This window comes from Pantoea sp. Acro-807, from assembly GCF_011752675.1.
In the GTDB taxonomy this organism is placed as follows: Bacteria; Pseudomonadota; Gammaproteobacteria; order Enterobacterales; family Enterobacteriaceae; genus Pantoea; species Pantoea eucrina.
The window spans coordinates 182,939-199,281 of record NZ_VWXE01000006.1 but is presented as its reverse complement, the minus strand read 5'-3'; the positions used below and the strand labels follow the sequence as shown (position 1 = coordinate 199,281).

Annotated in this window: 17 protein-coding genes; 4 read left to right on the top strand and 13 right to left on the bottom strand. The window is 56.8% G+C overall.

Annotated elements, in window-relative coordinates; translation table 11 throughout:
• A partial coding sequence (locus F3J39_RS18780; RefSeq protein WP_211049661.1) for a hypothetical protein occupies positions 1-202 on the top strand: 202 nt, incomplete at its 5' end.
• 76 nt (positions 203-278) lie between these two features.
• On the opposite strand, the gene hemG is transcribed toward F3J39_RS18780, so the two are convergent.
• The 4 genes from hemG to pepQ are packed head-to-tail and all read right to left on the bottom strand — an operon-like array spanning position 279 to position 4,251.
• Positions 279-815, bottom strand: a complete 537-nt coding sequence (hemG, locus tag F3J39_RS14985; protein WP_104085841.1) for a menaquinone-dependent protoporphyrinogen IX dehydrogenase — start codon at positions 813-815, stop codon at positions 279-281.
• An 18-nt stretch (positions 816-833) separates the two neighbouring features.
• Entirely contained in the window at positions 834-2,285 is a 1,452-nt protein-coding gene (trkH, locus tag F3J39_RS14980; RefSeq protein WP_065647777.1) for a Trk system potassium transporter TrkH, read from the bottom strand.
• Positions 2,286-2,302: 17 nt separating this feature from the next.
• Positions 2,303-2,920, bottom strand: coding sequence for an IMPACT family protein (locus F3J39_RS14975; protein ID WP_104085842.1), 618 nt, complete (start codon positions 2,918-2,920; stop codon positions 2,303-2,305).
• The gene (gene pepQ / locus F3J39_RS14970) at positions 2,920-4,251 is read right to left on the bottom strand and encodes a Xaa-Pro dipeptidase (RefSeq protein ID WP_071668198.1); all 1,332 of its coding nucleotides are present in this window, start codon (positions 4,249-4,251) and stop codon (positions 2,920-2,922) included. The genes F3J39_RS14975 and pepQ overlap by 1 nt, the downstream gene beginning before the upstream one ends.
• Positions 4,252-4,437: 186 nt before the next feature.
• Here pepQ and fadB point away from each other — a divergent pair, with 186 nt between their 5' ends.
• Together fadB and fadA are read left to right on the top strand one after the other, a co-directional pair.
• Positions 4,438-6,621, top strand: coding sequence for a fatty acid oxidation complex subunit alpha FadB (gene fadB, locus F3J39_RS14965; protein ID WP_104085843.1), 2,184 nt, complete (start codon positions 4,438-4,440; stop codon positions 6,619-6,621).
• Positions 6,622-6,630: 9 nt separating this feature from the next.
• Positions 6,631-7,794: an acetyl-CoA C-acyltransferase FadA gene (gene fadA, locus F3J39_RS14960; RefSeq protein ID WP_166714351.1), complete on the top strand. Its 1,164-nt coding sequence runs from the start codon at positions 6,631-6,633 to the stop codon at positions 7,792-7,794.
• 63 nt (positions 7,795-7,857) lie between these two features.
• Here the strand turns inward: fadA and fre are convergent, their stop codons facing one another.
• Both fre and ubiD read right to left on the bottom strand, forming a co-directional pair.
• On the bottom strand, positions 7,858-8,559 hold the full coding sequence (gene fre / locus F3J39_RS14955) for an NAD(P)H-flavin reductase (protein WP_039381815.1): 702 nt from the start codon (positions 8,557-8,559) through the stop codon (positions 7,858-7,860).
• 31 nt (positions 8,560-8,590) lie between these two features.
• On the bottom strand, positions 8,591-10,075 hold the full coding sequence (gene ubiD / locus F3J39_RS14950; RefSeq protein WP_039381814.1) for a 4-hydroxy-3-polyprenylbenzoate decarboxylase: 1,485 nt from the start codon (positions 10,073-10,075) through the stop codon (positions 8,591-8,593).
• 236 nt (positions 10,076-10,311) lie between these two features.
• On the opposite strand from ubiD, the gene rfaH reads away from it, so the two are divergent.
• Entirely contained in the window at positions 10,312-10,800 is a 489-nt protein-coding gene (gene rfaH / locus F3J39_RS14945; RefSeq protein WP_039381813.1) for a transcription/translation regulatory transformer protein RfaH, read from the top strand.
• Here the strand turns inward: rfaH and tatD are convergent.
• The 7 genes from tatD to ubiE form a co-directional block, all read right to left on the bottom strand.
• Positions 10,797-11,579, bottom strand: a complete 783-nt coding sequence (gene tatD, locus F3J39_RS14940; RefSeq protein ID WP_039381811.1) for a 3'-5' ssDNA/RNA exonuclease TatD — start codon at positions 11,577-11,579, stop codon at positions 10,797-10,799. The genes rfaH and tatD overlap by 4 nt on opposite strands.
• 90 nt (positions 11,580-11,669) lie before the next feature.
• Positions 11,670-12,416 (bottom strand): Sec-independent protein translocase subunit TatC, encoded by a 747-nt coding sequence (tatC, locus tag F3J39_RS14935; protein WP_039381808.1) that lies wholly within the window; start codon positions 12,414-12,416, stop codon positions 11,670-11,672.
• A 2-nt stretch (positions 12,417-12,418) separates the two neighbouring features.
• Entirely contained in the window at positions 12,419-12,928 is a 510-nt protein-coding gene (gene tatB / locus F3J39_RS14930; RefSeq protein WP_039381806.1) for a Sec-independent protein translocase protein TatB, read from the bottom strand.
• A 9-nt stretch (positions 12,929-12,937) separates the two neighbouring features.
• A complete protein-coding gene (gene tatA, locus F3J39_RS14925; protein ID WP_039381803.1) occupies positions 12,938-13,183 on the bottom strand; it encodes a twin-arginine translocase TatA/TatE family subunit in 246 nt (81 codons plus the stop codon).
• A gap of 104 nt (positions 13,184-13,287) precedes the next feature.
• On the bottom strand, positions 13,288-14,925 hold the full coding sequence (gene ubiB, locus F3J39_RS14920; RefSeq protein WP_039381801.1) for a ubiquinone biosynthesis regulatory protein kinase UbiB: 1,638 nt from the start codon (positions 14,923-14,925) through the stop codon (positions 13,288-13,290).
• Positions 14,922-15,527 carry an SCP2 domain-containing protein gene (locus tag F3J39_RS14915; protein WP_166714350.1) on the bottom strand — a complete coding sequence of 202 codons (606 nt, stop codon included), beginning with the start codon at positions 15,525-15,527 and terminating at the stop codon, positions 14,922-14,924. Before F3J39_RS14915 ends, ubiB begins: the two co-directional genes overlap by 4 nt.
• Positions 15,528-15,533: 6 nt before the next feature.
• Positions 15,534-16,292, bottom strand: a complete 759-nt coding sequence (gene ubiE / locus F3J39_RS14910) for a bifunctional demethylmenaquinone methyltransferase/2-methoxy-6-polyprenyl-1,4-benzoquinol methylase UbiE (protein WP_039381797.1) — start codon at positions 16,290-16,292, stop codon at positions 15,534-15,536.
• Between the last annotated feature and the right edge of the window lie 51 nt (positions 16,293-16,343).

Genomic DNA, 16,343 nt, shown 5'->3' with positions numbered 1-16,343 from the left:
ACACAGATTGTCTGATAAATTGTTAAAGAGCGGTGCAGCCAGCGCCTTAAGCGTCTGCTGCGAGGTGGCGTATATTACGCTTTCCTCCTCCGGAGTCAACCACTTTTTTCAGCGTTTTCTCCGGCGGAAGTTCTTACCGAATCTTCCTGTCGACGCCGTTTTCCGTAAGCCGGTGTGCCGTGTCGATGGAGGCGCATTATAGGGAGTTCTTCCGGGCTGACAAGCGTTAAATACAAAAAAAGAATCGTTCGCGCTATTTTTCGCCACAACGCTCTATTTCACAACGATTTGCCTGGTAACTGCGCAAATTCATACGCAAATCTGCTCACTGCAGACCAGTCGGTGTACTCGACTTCTTTAGAGGTATCGGTTTCACCACCGGTCATGCGCATAATTAACTGAATCATTACCCGATCAAACCAGCGATAGCGCGGATAACGTAACGCGCCGGCAAACACAGCGCAGCAGTCGGGCTGCCACGGTGACTGCTCAAGAAATTTGCGGGTATAGGCATTGGTTTGCGGGGAACGCTTGTCAGCTTTGCGCGCCGTCAGATTCACGCTAAAAAATCCGCTTACCCGCTGCTGCAGCGACTGCCGGTGCTGCGTGACAAACTTCATCAGCGCCGTATCAAAATGACCATAGCGAATCGAGGCGCCTATCAGTACGCGATCGTACTGCGACCAGTCAATCTGTCTCGTCTCTGCAAGATCCTGCACATCACATAACTGCTGCGGTACCAGAGTCTGAGCAATACGCGCTGCAATTTCGCGGGTTTGTCCGTCGCGGGTGGAATAAAGTATTAATGCTTTCATTACAGGTTCCTGTTTCTCTTATTCACGCCAGAAAGTCGGCGTGAACAGCACCAGCAGCGTAAAGACCTCAAGACGCCCGAACAGCATCGTCAGGATCAATATCCATTTCGCCACATCATTCATGGTTGTGAAGTTGTCTGCGACTACACCCAGCCCCGGCCCAAGGTTGTTCAGCGTTGCCGCAACGGCAGCAAACGCGGAGAAGTCATCAACGCCGGTCGCGATAATTGCCAGCATGCTGAGCAGAAACACCAGCGCATAGGCGGAGAAGAAACCCCATACCGCTTCCAGAATACGCTCCGGCAGCGCCCGGTTGCCAAGCTTAATGGTGTAAACCGCATTAGGGTGCACCAGACGTTTTAGCTCACGTGAACCCTGCTTGAACAATAGCAGAATACGAATAACCTTCAGGCCGCCCCCGGTTGAGCCAGCCATACCACCGATAAATGCTGAGCAGAGCAGCAGCACCGGCAGGAACAGCGGCCAGCGTGCAATGCTATCTGTGGTGAAGCCCGCCGTTGTTGCCCATGACACTACCTGGAAAAAAGCCTGATTCAGCGTTTGCCAGCCGCTGTCATAAACATTATGCAGCCAGAGCACCAGCGTGCAGATCACCACCAGCGTAAACTGCACGCCAATAAACATCCGGAATTCAGGATCGCGCCAGTAAACCTTCAGGTTACGCCCGCTCAGCAGTGAAAAGTGCAGGCCGTAGTTACAGCCGGAAATCAGCAGAAACACCGCAACAATCGTGTTGATCGTCGGGCTGTTAAAATAGCCGATGCTGGCATCGTGCGTGGAGAAACCGCCAATCGCGATGGTAGAAAAGCTGTGCCCGATAGCGTCAAACATCGGCATGCCGGCCAGCCACAGGGCCAGCGCGCAGGCGATGGTCAGCACAACATAAATCAGCCACAGCGTTTTTGCTGTCTCTGCAATACGCGGCCGCATCTTATTGTCCTTCAGCGGCCCGGGCATTTCGGCGCGATAAAGCTGCATGCCACCAACGCCCAGAATCGGCAGTATGGCAACGGCCAGCACGATAATCCCCATACCGCCCAGCCACTGCAGCATCTGCCGGTAAAACAGAATCGCTTTCGGCAGGGAGTCGAGCCCCACCAGCGTCGTTGCACCCGTCGTCGTCAGGCCGGAAAAGGATTCGAAAAAGGCATCGGTCGCGGAGAGGTGAGGCTGCTCGGCAAAGATAAACGGCATTGCACCGACGCTGCCCAGTACCGTCCAGAACAGCACCACAATCAGAAAGCCTTCGCGCGGTTTAAGTTCGGTCTTCTGTTTACGGTTGGGCCACCAGAGCAGCGAACCAATGACAATCGCCATCAGGAACGTCTGACTGAAGGCGCGGCCGGCACCGTCGCGATAAATCAGCGCCACTAAACCCGGTACAATCATGGTTACCGAGAATAAAATAACCAGCAGACCCACAATGCGGGTAATGGCGCGGAAGTGCATTCAGCCGTGTCCTTTGTTCAGTTATCCAGCGGGAGCAGCGCTAGCGCACCCCGGCTGTAGTCAGAGAGGTTTTGCTTAAAGGCCGCTATCTGCGCATGAGGCAGCGCAATGCGCAGCGTGATGCAATCTTCATAGCGGCTCTCTTCGGTAACGCCGTCAAAACGCTGCAGCAGGCGTTCTATATCGCTCATCTGTGCATAATCACAGCGCAGCATAAAAGATTGCATCGGCACTTTGCGCTGACGCGGCAGCTGTTTCAGTCCCTGCTGCACCCCGCCGCCGTAAGCTTTGACCAGCCCGCCGGTCCCCAGCATGATGCCGCCATAATAGCGTACGACTACGGCAGTGATCTCACCAAGGCCGCTCCCCATCAGCTGCGCCAGCATCGGCTTACCTGCCGTGCCGGAGGGTTCGCCATCGTCGGAGAAGCCCAGTAGCTGTGAATCGTCCGGAGCACCGGCAACCCAGGCCCAGCAGTGATGCCGCGCAGCGGGATGCTCGCTTTTGACCCGCTGCACAAACGCCCGCGCCGCTTCAGCACCCGGCGTATGCGCCAGCAGAGTGATAAAGCGGCTTTTTTTGATCATCTCTTCGCTGCTGCTTATCGCCTCAGCCGGAATATCATAAGCGTCCATCAGGCCAGGTGCAGGTCGCGCGTCATGTTCTCAATGCGATTAGGGTGGATCACCACATTATCTTCAATGCGAATTCCGCCATACGGCTTCAGCGCATCAATCGCCTGCCAGTCAAAGTGCTGGGTGTACTTACCCCCGCGTAGCGGCGCCAGCAGCGAATCGATAATATAGAAGCCCGGCTCAATGGTCAGTACCATGCCGGGCTCCAGCACCCGGGTGCAGCGCAGATAAGGGTATTGCGCCGGCGCAGCCAGATGCGTGCCGCGATCGTCCTGCATAAAACCGGCCACATCATGTACCTGCAGCCCGAGGGGATGACCCAGGCCGTGCGGCATGAAAGGTCCGGTGAGATTCTCTGCCACCAGCGCCTCTTCCGTCAGGCCTTTTACCAGACCAAATTTCAGCAACAAACGCGCAATGCGCTGATGCATCTGCAGATGATAATCGGTATAGCGCACGCCCGCTTTCAGCGTAGCGATCAGCGCCAGCTCCTCTTTATTCATTGCCTCCACCAGCTCGGCATAGCGCGTTTTACTTTGCGCCGCATAGCTGCGGGTTAAATCTGCTGCATATCCTGCATACTCAGCGCCGGCGTCAATCAGGAAGCTGTGACGTTTGGCTGGCGGCTGGTGATCGAGCCGGGTGTAGTGCAGCACGGCTGCATGTTCGTTCAGCGCCACAATATTGCCATACGGCACATCCGTATCCCGGTGCCCGGTAGCGGTAAGATAGGCGAGGTTAATATCGAACTCGCTCATGCCGGAGAAAAACGCCTCTTTAGCCGCGCGATGGCCAGCAACCGCCAGCTTCTGCGCCTGACGCAGGCAGGCGAGCTCATAATCCGTTTTGATACTGCGATGATAATGCAGGAAATCGATGACCGCCTGCGGGTTGATCTGCGCGCTGCTGAAGCCCAGCTGCGCAGCACGTTCCGGTACCGGGCCAATGTAGGCGACGTTTTCACGCGATGCTGGCAGCAGCTGTGCAATCTCATCTGCATTTTTCAGCCCGATGACATCAACATCTCCGGTCCAGAAGCTCTCCGGCAGCGGCTCGACGTTATGCCAGTAGTCGACGGGTGAATAGAACCACAGTTTAGGTTTATTGCTGCCGTCGACCCACAGCCAGCAGTTCGGCACCTGCGTGACCGGCACCCAGGCTTTGAACTGCGGATTCACTTTAAACGGATAGGTGTGATCATCCAGAAAAACGGTCTGTAGCTCGCCGGAGTGGATCAGCAGCGCATCCAGTTTGCCGCGCGCCAGAATCTGTTGCGCCCGCTGCTGCAGCGTTTTGATATGCGCCTGATACAGTGTTTTCAGTGAATCCATGAACGAGTCTCCGATGTCGCGAAAGTGGCCGCAGTGTAGCATAGCCGCGCCGCTATTGGCGCGCCAGCCAGCCTGTGATCGCGGTATCAAATAAGCACACTGCCGTTTGCAAAAGAGGGGCAGGCCGCTCACACTCCTGTTCATCTGGTATGACCAGATCACTTTTCGCGGTTTCAGGAGACGGATATGCTCTACCAAGGCGATACCCTTTCATTACACTGGCTCGAAGACGGCGTTGCCGAGCTGGTTTTCGATGCTCCCGGCTCGGTCAATAAACTTGATATTAAAACCGTCGCCAGCCTGGGAGAGGCGCTGAATGTACTGCAGCAGCAGCCCGGTCTGCGCGGTCTGCTGTTAAGCTCCGCCAAACCCGCTTTTATCGTCGGCGCGGATATCACCGAGTTTCTTTCGCTGTTTGATGCCCCTGAAGAGAAACTGAGCGCGTGGCTGACCTTTGCTAACAGCATTTTTAACCGGCTGGAAGATCTGCCGGTGCCGACCATTGCCGCCATTGATGGCTATGCGCTGGGGGGTGGCTGCGAGTGTGTGCTGGCAACCGATCTGCGCGTCGCGACGCCGGAGACGCGTATTGGCCTGCCGGAAACCCGACTCGGCATCATGCCAGGCTTTGGCGGTAGCGTGCGTTTGCCGCGCCTGCTGGGAGCCGACAGCGCGCTGGAGATCATTGCCGCCGGCAAAGATGTGGATGGATTAAGCGCGCTGAAGCTGGGTCTGGTCGATGCCGTGGTCAGCCGCGACAAACTGCGCAGCGCCGCGCTCACTATGCTGCACGACGCCATTACCCAGCAGAGCTGGCAGGCACGCCGGGCGCCGAAGCTGGCGCCGCTGAAGCTGAGTCCGGTTGAAGCCGCGATGAGCTTTACGCTGGCGAAAAGCATGGTGCTGCAGACGGCAGGTAAACACTACCCTGCCCCGCTGACAGCGGTGAAAACAATTGAAGCTGCCGCCGGGCTGACGCGCGATGATGCGCTTAAGCTTGAAACGGCTGCGTTTGTGCCGCTGGCACAGAGCGATGTTGCCCGCGCGCTGGTCGGCATTTTCCTTAACGATCAATATGTCAAAAGCCTGGCGAAAAAACATAGCGCCCGCGCAGAGCTGCCGCAGCAGGCCGCCGTGCTGGGTGCCGGCATCATGGGGGGCGGGATTGCCTGGCAGTCAGCGTGGAAAGGCGTACCCGTTATCCTGAAAGATATCAGTGAAAAAGCGCTGACGCTGGGTATGAATGAAGCCAGCAAGCTGCTGAATAAGCAGCTGGCGCGCGGCAAAATTGATGGTGCGAAACTTGCTGCCGTGCTGACAACTATCCAGCCGGTGCTGGAGTATAGCGGTTTCCGCCGCGCTGATGTGGTGGTAGAAGCGGTAGTGGAGAATCCGGCGGTCAAAGCGAAAGTGCTCGCTGAGACCGAACAGCAGCTGCGGGACGATGCCATTCTCGCCTCGAACACCTCAACCATCCCGATTAGCGAACTGGCGAAAGCGCTGCAGCGTCCGCAAAATTTCTGCGGTATGCACTTTTTCAATCCGGTACCGCGCATGCCGCTGGTGGAAGTGATCCGCGGCGAACAGACCTCAGAAGCGACCATCAGTAAGGTGGTGGCGTGGGCCAGCAAAATGGGAAAAACAGCGGTCGTGGTTAACGATTGTCCCGGTTTCTTTGTTAACCGGGTACTGTTCCCCTATTTTGCGGCTTTCAGCCTGCTGCTGCGCGACGGCGCTGATTATCGCCAGATTGATAAAGTCATGGAGCAGCAGTTTGGCTGGCCAATGGGGCCGGCGTGGCTGCTGGATGTGGTCGGTATCGATACCGCCCATCATGCGCAGCAGGTCATGGCGCAGGGCTTTCCGGCGCGCATGCAGAAAAACTATCGGGATGCCATCGATGTCCTGTTTGATGCGGGCCGGTTTGGGCAGAAAAACGGCCTCGGCTTCTACCGCTGGGAACAGGATAAAAAAGGCAAACCGCAGAAGATACACGATCCGGACGCCGATACGCTGCTGAGCAGCGTCAGTGAACCAGCACGCGCATTCAGCAATGAAGAGATTATCAACCGTATGATGCTGCCGATGCTGCATGAAGTGGTGCGCTGTCTGGAAGAGAAGATTATCGCCTCACCGGCAGAAGCAGATATGGCGCTGGTCTATGGCCTCGGCTTCCCGCCATTCCGCGGCGGCGCTTTCCGCTATCTTGATACGCTCGGTAACAGCAATGTGGTCGACCAGGCCAGACGCTACGCACATCTCGGCGCGCTTTATACGCTGCCGGAGGCGCTGGTGCAGCGTGCGCACGCGCATCAGAGCTGGTACCCCGCCGTTCAACCTATTGATGAAGCGTCGCTGCAGCGCGCCTGAGGAACAGAGATGGAAAATGTCGTCATTATTGATGCCGCACGCACGCCCATGGGCCGCTCTAAAGGCGGCGCCTTTCGTCAGGTGCGGGCGGAAGATCTCTCAGCACATCTGATGCGGGAGCTGCTGAGCCGCAACCCGGCGATCGACCCCGCCTCGCTGGATGATATCATCTGGGGCTGCGTGCAGCAGACGCTGGAGCAGGGATTTAATATTGCGCGCAACGCGGCGCTGCTGGCGGAAATTCCGCACCGCGTGCCCGCCAGCACGGTGAATCGCCTCTGCGGTTCATCTATGCAGGCGCTGCATGATGCTGCCCGGGCCATTATGACCGGCGATGCGCAGACCTGCCTGATTGGCGGCGTTGAGCATATGGGCCATGTCCCGATGAGCCACGGCGTTGATTTCCATCCCGGCCTGAGCCGGACAGTGGCAAAAGCCGCCGGCATGATGGGCCTGACAGCGGAAATGCTGGCGCGCATGCACCATATCAGCCGCGAACAGCAGGATGCGTTTGCTTTCCGTTCGCATCAGCGTGCATGGGCGGCGACGCAGCGCGGCGATTTTGCCCGCGAAATTATTCCCACCTGGGGGCACGACGCCGATGGCGTGCTGAAGCGCTATGAGAGTGATGAGGTCATCCGTCCGGAGACCAGCCTGGAGGGTCTGGCCGCGCTGCGGCCGGCGTTTGATCCGGTGAGCGGCACGGTGACCGCCGGCAGTTCATCCGCGCTTTCTGACGGCGCTGCCGCCATGCTGATCATGAGTGAAAGCCGCGCCCGTAAACTGGGCATCACCCCGCGTGCGCGTATCCGCAGTATGGCGGTAACCGGCTGCGATCCTTCAATTATGGGATACGGCCCGGTTCCCGCCAGCAAAATGGCGCTGAAGCGTGCCGGACTCAGCGTAGCGGATATCGGACTGTTTGAACTTAATGAGGCTTTTGCTGCGCAAACCCTGCCCTGCATCAAAGATTTAGGGCTTATGGCGCAGATGGATGAGAAAGTAAACCTGAATGGCGGGGCGATTGCGCTGGGGCATCCGCTGGGCTGTTCCGGCGCGCGCATCAGCACCACCCTGCTCAACCAGATGACACAGCATGACGTGCAGTTTGGCCTGGCAACCATGTGTATCGGCCTGGGTCAGGGCATCGCCACCGTATTTGAACGTATCTAAAACAGAGACCTGTGAATCGCACGTGTTCCCGCCCTTCCGGGCGGGCTTTTTTACGGCTGCGCCTCAGATAAACGCAAAGGCATCGCCATACATCTGCGCTTCCAGCGCGCCGCGCTCGCTGCAGAAACGCTCACGGGCAATTTTTGCCATCTCAAAGCGTCCGGCGATATAGATGTCATGGCCGCTCAGATCGGCATGATCCTGCATAACGGCGGTCAGTACCGTCCCGCTGCGCCCCTGCCAGCCATCTGCAGGCTGCTCAACCACTGGAATCACCTTGAGATTCGGGTGTTTTACCGCCAGCGCTTCCAGCTCATCCATATCGTAGAGGTGCTGCAGTTCACGTCCGCCCCAGTAAATGGCGATATCACGATCGGGCTGCTGCGCCAGCGCGGTCAGCAGCAGTGAACGCGCGTAGGAAAAGCCGGTGCCGCCGGCGATCAGAATCACCGGGCGCTCGCTCTCTTCCCGCAGCCACGCATCACCATGCGGCATATCAATCGTTACCTGGCGGTCGCTTCTGATGCGATCCATCACGGCCATAGCGTAAAGATTGAGATCGGATGCGCCAATGTGCAGCTCAATAATCTCTTTCTCCATTGGCGTTGAGGCAATGGAGAAAGGACGCTTGTCGCGCTCATCCATTACCACCATCAGATACTGACCGGCGCGAAAGCTAAATTCCGCTTCCGGGATCAGGCGCACGCGATATACGGTGTCGGTAATCGCCTCAACCGAAGTCACTTTGCAGCTTAACGTCGTCATAATTGCCCTTTCTTATGGTTCTCTGCTGCCGTCAGCGCTGCGGCGGTTCGGCAAAGATTGCTAACTCATCCCAGATTGCGTCAATACGCGCGGTGACCGCCGGATCTTTGACGATCGGCGTGCCCCACTCGCGCTGCGTTTCACCCGGCCATTTATTAGTAGCATCCAGCCCCATTTTGGAGCCCAGCCCCGAAACCGGTGAAGCAAAGTCGAGGTAATCGATCGGCGTATTTTCTACCAGTACGGTATCGCGCGCCGGGTCCATGCGGGTGGTAATCGCCCAAATCACATCATTCCAGTCGCGCGCGTTTACGTCGTCGTCACACACAATAACAAATTTGGTGTACATAAACTGACGCAGAAATGACCAGACGCCAAACATCACCCGCTTGGCATGTCCTGCGTACTGTTTTTTAATCGTCACTACCGCCAGGCGGTAGGAGCAGCCTTCAGGCGGCAGATAAAAATCGACAATTTCCGGAAACTGTTTGATTAAGATTGGCACCAGCACTTCATTCAGTGCCACCCCCAGTACCGCAGGCTCATCGGGTGGACGACCGGTATAGGTGGAATGATAGATCGGTTTACGCCGCTGCGTAACGTGCGTAACGGTAAAGACCGGAAAGCTGTCTACTTCATTATAGTAACCGGTATGGTCGCCATAGGGACCTTCCGGCGCCATGTCGCCCGGTTCAATGTAGCCTTCCAGCACAATTTCCGCGCTGGCGGGCACTTCCAGATCGCAGGAGACGCATTTTACCACTTCGGTTTTATTGCCGCGCAGCAGGCCGGCGAAGGCGTACTCCGAGAGCGTATCCGGCACCGGCGTGACCGCGCCCAGTATGGTGGCGGGATCGGCACCCAGCGCCACCGCGACCGGAAAGCGTTCGCCGGGGTGGGCTTTGCACCACTCCTGAAAATCGAGCGCGCCGCCGCGGTGCGACAGCCAGCGCATAATCAGCCGGTTTTTGCCGATAACCTGCTGGCGGTAGATCCCCAGGTTCTGCCGCTCTTTATGCGGTCCGCGCGAAACGGTCAGCCCCCAGGTAATCAGCGGTGCCGCATCGCCAGGCCAGCACTTCATCACCGGAATACGCGACAAATCAACCTCATCGCCGCTGAAGATCTCTTCCTGACAGGGAGCATTGCGCAGACGCTTTGTTGGCATATTCAGCACCTGCTTAAACTGCGGCATTTTGTCAAAGAGATCGCGGAAGCCTTTGGGCGGCTCCGGCTCCTTCAGAAATGCCAGCAGTTTACCGACGTCGCGCAGCGCGCTGACCTCCTCCTGCCCCATACCCATGGCCACGCGCTTTGGCGTGCCAAACAGGTTACACAGCACCGGCATGTCATACCCTTTGGGGTTTTCAAACAGCAGCGCCGGGCCGCCGGCACGCAGCGTGCGGTCGGCGATTTCGGTCATCTCCAGTTCAGGATCAATCTCCTGAGTGATGCGCTTGAGCTCGCCACGCTGTTCCAGCAGCGAAAGAAAATCTCGTAAGTCCTGGTATTTCATGTGGCTTCAGTTTTCCGGCCAGAGTGAATCGGGAAATCGTGCAGATCCGTAATGGTCTGGCAGTCTGATACAGATGCGCCCTGGCCGTCAATTCTCTTGCCGCAAAGCGCACAGATAACGCACTAATCAGAAAATTCGCAGAGAATTTCTCTGGCCGGTACGGTATACGCCAGCCGATGCGCTATAACTCTGACTGCAGGTTTGTTATTCTTGGCATCCATTATTTGGGGGCAGTTATGGAATCCTGGTACTTACTCTATTGCAAACGCGGACAGCTGCTGCGCGCTAAGGAACATCTTGAGCGTCAGGCAGTAACATGCCTCAGTCCAACGATCGCGATGGAGAAGCTGGTGCGCGGTAAACGCACCACTGTCAGTGAGCCGCTGTTCCCTAACTATCTGTTTATCGAATTCGATCCGGAAGCGATTCATACCACCACCATCAGCAGCACGCGCGGCGTCAGCCATTTTGTGCGCTTCGGCGCTATGCCCGCCACGGTGCCCTATGAAGTGATTGAAGCACTGCAAACCGATACACCACAGATTGTTCTGGATCCTGAAACGCCGCAGTCGGGCGATGAAGTGCTTATCACCGACGGCACGTTTGAAGGGCTGCGGGCGATTTTTGCCGAGCCCGACGGAGAAACCCGTTCGATCCTGTTGCTGAACCTGCTGAATAAGCAGGTGATGCGCAGTGTGGATAACAAACTGTTTCGTAAGGTTTAAGCCAGCCTGAACAGCTGACGCGCGTTTGCGTCGGCCTGCGCACTCAGCGCCTCCGCCGTCTCTCCGCGCCAGCCCGCCACCTGCTGTACCAGATGAGGCAGAAAACAGGGTTCATTGCGCCGCGAGGCCGGACGGGGCCGCATATCGCGCGGCAGTAAATAAGGCGCGTCCGTCTCCAGCAGTAAACGCTCCGCCGGGATCAGCGGCAGCATCTCACGCAGCGCCATTCCGCGGCGTTCATCACACACCCAGCCGGTAATGCCCACGGAGAGGCCCAGCGCCAGACAGGCTTCCAGCTCCGCACGCGTGCCGGTAAAGCAGTGTACCACCGCTCCCGTCAGCTTCGGCAGCCACGGCTCCAGCACCGCAACAAAGCGATCGTGCGCTTCGCGGCAGTGTAAGAACACCGGCAGCTGCAGCTCTGCAGCCAGCGCCAGCTGGGCATCGAATGCATACTCCTGCTGCTGATGCGCAGCCAGATTGCGGTTGAAGTCGAGCCCGCACTCCCCTATGGCAACCACCTGTTCGCTCTCTGCCAGGCGGCGCAGCGTGCTGGCTGTTTCTGCGGACCACTCACTGGCGTGATGCGGATGGACGCCGGCCGTAGACCAGCAGTAGCCGGGATGCTGTGCTGCCAGCTGTCGTGCCTGCTGGCTCTCCAGCGCGTTAGTGCCGGTAAGCAGCATGCCGGTGACACCTGCTTCGCGCGCGCGCTTAACCACCTGAGCGCGATCTTTTGCGAATTGCGTGCTGGTCAGGTTTACACCGATATCAAACATCTCTTTCCCCAAATAAAAACCGCCCGGCAGGCGGGCGGTTTGTAAAATGCTTTCACCCCGCGCGCAACGGGGCGTCCTGCGTAAACGCGATCAGGAGTCTTCCTCTGCCGCTTTACGCCCTTTACCCACGTAGTAGCGGGAAAAGAATACGCCGACTTCAAACAGGCAGTACATCGGAATAGCGAGCAAAGTTTGGGAAAAAACGTCTGGCGGTGTGAGCAGCATCCCAACAACGAAAGCGCCGACCAGAATATAAGGCCGTTTTTTCCGCAAATCGTCCGGCGTGGTGATCCCGGTCCAGCAGAGCAGCACGATGGCTATCGGCACTTCAAACGCAACGCCAAATGCCATAAACAGCGTCATGACAAAGTCGAGATAGTTCGTAATGTCGGTCGCAATGGTGACGCCCTGCGGCGCGGTCTTGGCAAAAAAGCCAAACGCCAGCGGAAAGACAATAAAGTAGGCAAAAGCCACACCCACGTAGAACAGCAGCGTACTGGAGAAAAGCAGCGGCATAACCAGCCGGCGTTCATGCCGGTAGAGCGCTGGCGCGATAAATGCCCATACCTGATAGAGGATCACCGGAACCGCCAGAAACACCGAGACAATAAGGGTCAGCTTGATCGGCGTAAAAAATGGCGAGGCAACATCTGTGGCAATCATACTGGCGCCGGCCGGCATCTGGCTGATCAGCGGTGCGGCGACCGCGTGATAGATATCGTTAGCGAAATAGATCAGGCAGAGAAAAATCGCAAACACGGCAATGATGCAGTTCAGCAGACGCTTACGCAGCTCGATCAGATGGCTGATGAGCGGCTGGGTATCTTCAACAGCCATGGTTATCGTTCATCTTTTGCAGAAAGGGGAGTGGGTGAGTGCGCCGCATCAGCCCGATCGCTGACGGTTTCTGCGGCGGCAGGTGCCTGCGCCGGAGCGCTGGCGTGATGCTCCGCCTGCGCCGGCGTGACGGCAGCAGCCGGCGGCACATCAGGTTTAACCGCGGCAGGCTGATGAATCGTATTCGCTTCATCCTCCGCTTTTTCGATATCAATACTCTGCTGAACAGAGCGCTTCATGGAGTCAGCGGTTTTACGCAGCTCTTCCATTGACTGCTTCAGCTCCGGAGAGAGCGTTCCCTTTCCCGCCTCTTCCACTTTCTTCAGGCTGTCCTGCAACTCCTGCAGCTTTAGCTCCTGCGCCAGCTCGTGCTGCACATTAGCCGCCAGCGAGCGAATTGCCCGGATCCAGCCCACTACCGTTTTTACCGCCACCGGCAGACGTTGCGGCCCGAGTACAATCAGGCCGATCACGAACACCAGAACCAGTTCACTAAAGCCAATATCGAACACAGTTACACCTTACTTATCCCGCGGCTGATCTTTATTCACCGGGTCATGCTGTTTATCTGCCAGCGTTTTGGCATTGAAGTCAGCATCCTGCTCTTTAGGCAGATCTTTTTTCTCATCTTCATCACTCATCGCTTTTTTAAAGCCGCGAATGGATGAGCCAAGATCTGAACCGAGGTTGCGCAGTTTATTGGTGCCGAACAGAAGTACAACGATGACGGCAATGATTAACAATTGCCAGATACTGATACCGCCCATGAGATATGCCTCTGAAATACTTAACAAAACGAAAAACTGTAATGTGGCGGGCCGGGAAACCGGCTCCGGCCTGCGACATTACGCGATTTGCACCAGGCAAACAATTAGTTTGTCTTGCGCCAGCCCACCAGCCAGGTCACGATGCCCGCCGCCATTAACAGCGCCGGGAAGAAGTCCCAGTCAGGCCGGCTCAGAAGTACTGCCGTCCCGCTTAACAGCAGCGTGGCCCCCACGCCAAACAGGTAGCGCGACTGGTGATGCCGGGTGCGCTGCGCGTTCAGTTCATTAACCAGTTTATCAACGCTGTGCTGCAATAACTTATGCTGGCGCATGCTGTCGTAAAACAGTTCCGGCAGTTCTGGCAGTTTCTCTGCCCAGAAAGGCGCTTTCTCTTTAACCTTACGTACCAGTGCCGGAAGACCAATCTGATCTTTGATCCACTCTTCCAGAAACGGCTTCGCGGTTTTCCATAAATCGAGCTGCGGATAGAGCTGACGTCCAATCCCTTCAATATAGAGTAGCGTTTTTTGCAGCAGCACCAGCTGCGGCTGCACTTCCATATTAAAGCGGCGCGCCGTGTTGAACAGGTTCAGCAGCACGTGACCAAATGAGATCTCCGCCAGCGGCTTCTCAAAAATCGGTTCACAGACGGTGCGGATAGCAAACTCAAAATCTTCAACGTTAGTATCGGGCGGCACCCAGCCGGAATCCACGTGGAGTTCCGCTACCTTGCGGTAGTCGCGGTTAAAAAAGGCAATAAAGTTTTCGGCCAGATAGCGCTTATCTTCTTTGTTAAGCGATCCCACAATCCCGCAGTCGATACCGATATATTGCGGATCTTCCGGACGATCGTAACTGACAAAAATGTTGCCCGGATGCATATCGGCGTGAAAGAAGCTGTCGCGAAATACCTGGGTAAAGAAAACCTGCACGCCGCGTTCAGCCAGCAGCTTCATATTGACGCCGTGCTGCTCCAGCGTGGCGACATCGGAGATCGGGATTCCGTAAATCCGCTCCATCACCAGCATGGTTTCGCTGCAGTAATCGGAGTAGACCTCCGGTACGTAGAGCATGCGGCTCTGATCAAAATTACGGCGCAGCTGAATCGCATTGGCCGCTTCCCGCAGCAGATTGAGTTCATCAATCAGCGTTTTTTCGTAATCGCGGACCACTTCCATCGGACGCAGGCGGCGACCATCCGGCAACAGGCGCGGCACCCAGCGTGCCAGCCGGTAGATCAGCTTCATATCCGCTTTGATTACCGGCAGGATATCAGGGCGGATCACTTTGATGACCACTTTGCGGCCGTTAGATTTCAGCGTCGCGGTGTGGACCTGAGCAATAGAGGCAGAGGCGAGCGGTTTGATATCGAAATCGTCAAACCAGGTCTCAACCGGACCGCCAATCGAGCGCTCAATCTGCGCTTTTGCTTTTACGCCGTCAAACGGCGCGACGCGATCCTGCAGGATTGCCAGCTCGTCGGCAATTTTAGGCGGAAACAGATCGCGACGGGTTGAGAGCATCTGACCAAACTTGATCCAGACCGGGCCAAGCTGCTCCATTGCCAGACGCAGGCGCAGGCCCATCTCCGCTTCTTTATGCCGGTTGGGGATCCAGAATACGCAGCGGCGCCACAGCCGCAGCGGCAGCGTGATGCGCATGTGCGGTATGAGTTCATCCAGCCCGTAGGTCAGAAAAATTTTAACGATAAAATATAAGCGCCGAAGTTCTCCGAGCGTCATTTCGCCTCCCGCTGTGCCAGACGCGCCTCAAAGGCGTTTAGTGAACGCTCCATCGCTTCAACCTCTTCTGCAAACCATGCCAGCTCCAGCGCACCCGGCGCCAGCCGCCACTCTTCGGTTACCACCTGGCTGAGATAGTCCTGACGGCGCGTTACCTGCTGCTGCGCAAAAGCCAGCGCCCGCCTGCCGGCCTGACTGATACCCTGTGCCGCAATATCACCGGTCCAGGGTGCCAGATACTCTGCCGGATCGAGTTCAGCCAGATCCATTAATGCGGAGAAATGCTGTACCACCTGCAGATCGCCCTCAACGTTCAGCTCGCCGCTGCGGATCAGGCCGGTGAGCTGCTGGCGATCGCGCAGTTTAGGCAACGTACTCAGGCGCAGGCTGACGCTGCAGTCGCTGCTGTCCTGCCAGTCGCCCAGCACGTCCAGTCGCGTTTCGCTGAAGACCAGCACAAGGGGAAAATCGAGCTCCTGCAGCCGCAGCAGCAGCACCTTACCTGCCAGGCGCTGCCGGGCGACTTTCAGGCTACGATCGCGATAAAGTACACGATTCAGCGCGGTTTCAAGCGCGCCGGTAATAAGAGGGGTTAGCGTCATGGTCACTCAGAACTTAAAGCCACGATGCAGCGCGACAATGCCGCCAGTCATGTTGTGATACGTGCTGTTTTCAAAACCGGCGTCGTTCATCATCGCTTTCAGGGTCTCCTGATCGGGATGCATACGAATAGATTCAGCCAGATAGCGATAGCTCTCTGCGTCATTCGCCACCAGCTGCCCGATACGCGGCAGAATATGGAATGAATAGGCGTCATACGCCTTGCTCAGCGGATCCAGCACCGGCTTAGAAAACTCCAGCACCAGCAGACGACCGCCCGGCTTCAGCACGCGAAACATTGAAGCCAGCGCTTTCTCTTTTTCCGTGACGTTGCGCAGGCCAAACGAGATGGTGATGCAGTCAAAATAGTTATCCGGGAACGGCAGAGCTTCCGCATTCGCCTGCACATAGCTGACGTTGCCGGTGACCCCAAGATTACGCAGCTTTTCACGGCCCATTTTCAGCATCGAGCTGTTAATATCCGCCAGAACCACCTGCCCGGTTTCACCCACCAGACGGGAAAATTTCGCCGTGAGATCGCCCGTGCCGCCTGCCAGGTCGAGCACGCGCTGACCGCGACGCACGCCGCTGCTGTCAATGGTAAAACGCTTCCATACGCGATGGACGCCGAACGACATCAAATCGTTCATCAGGTCATATTTTGCCGCAACGGAATGAAACACGTCCGCGACTTTATCGGCCTTTTCACTTTTTGCTACGGTCTGGAAGCCAAAGTGAGTAGTTTCCTGCTGTGATTCATCTGCCATCGGTTTTACCTGTTCCACAAATAATTCTCTCCGAAGTGTATCAGAGTCGCG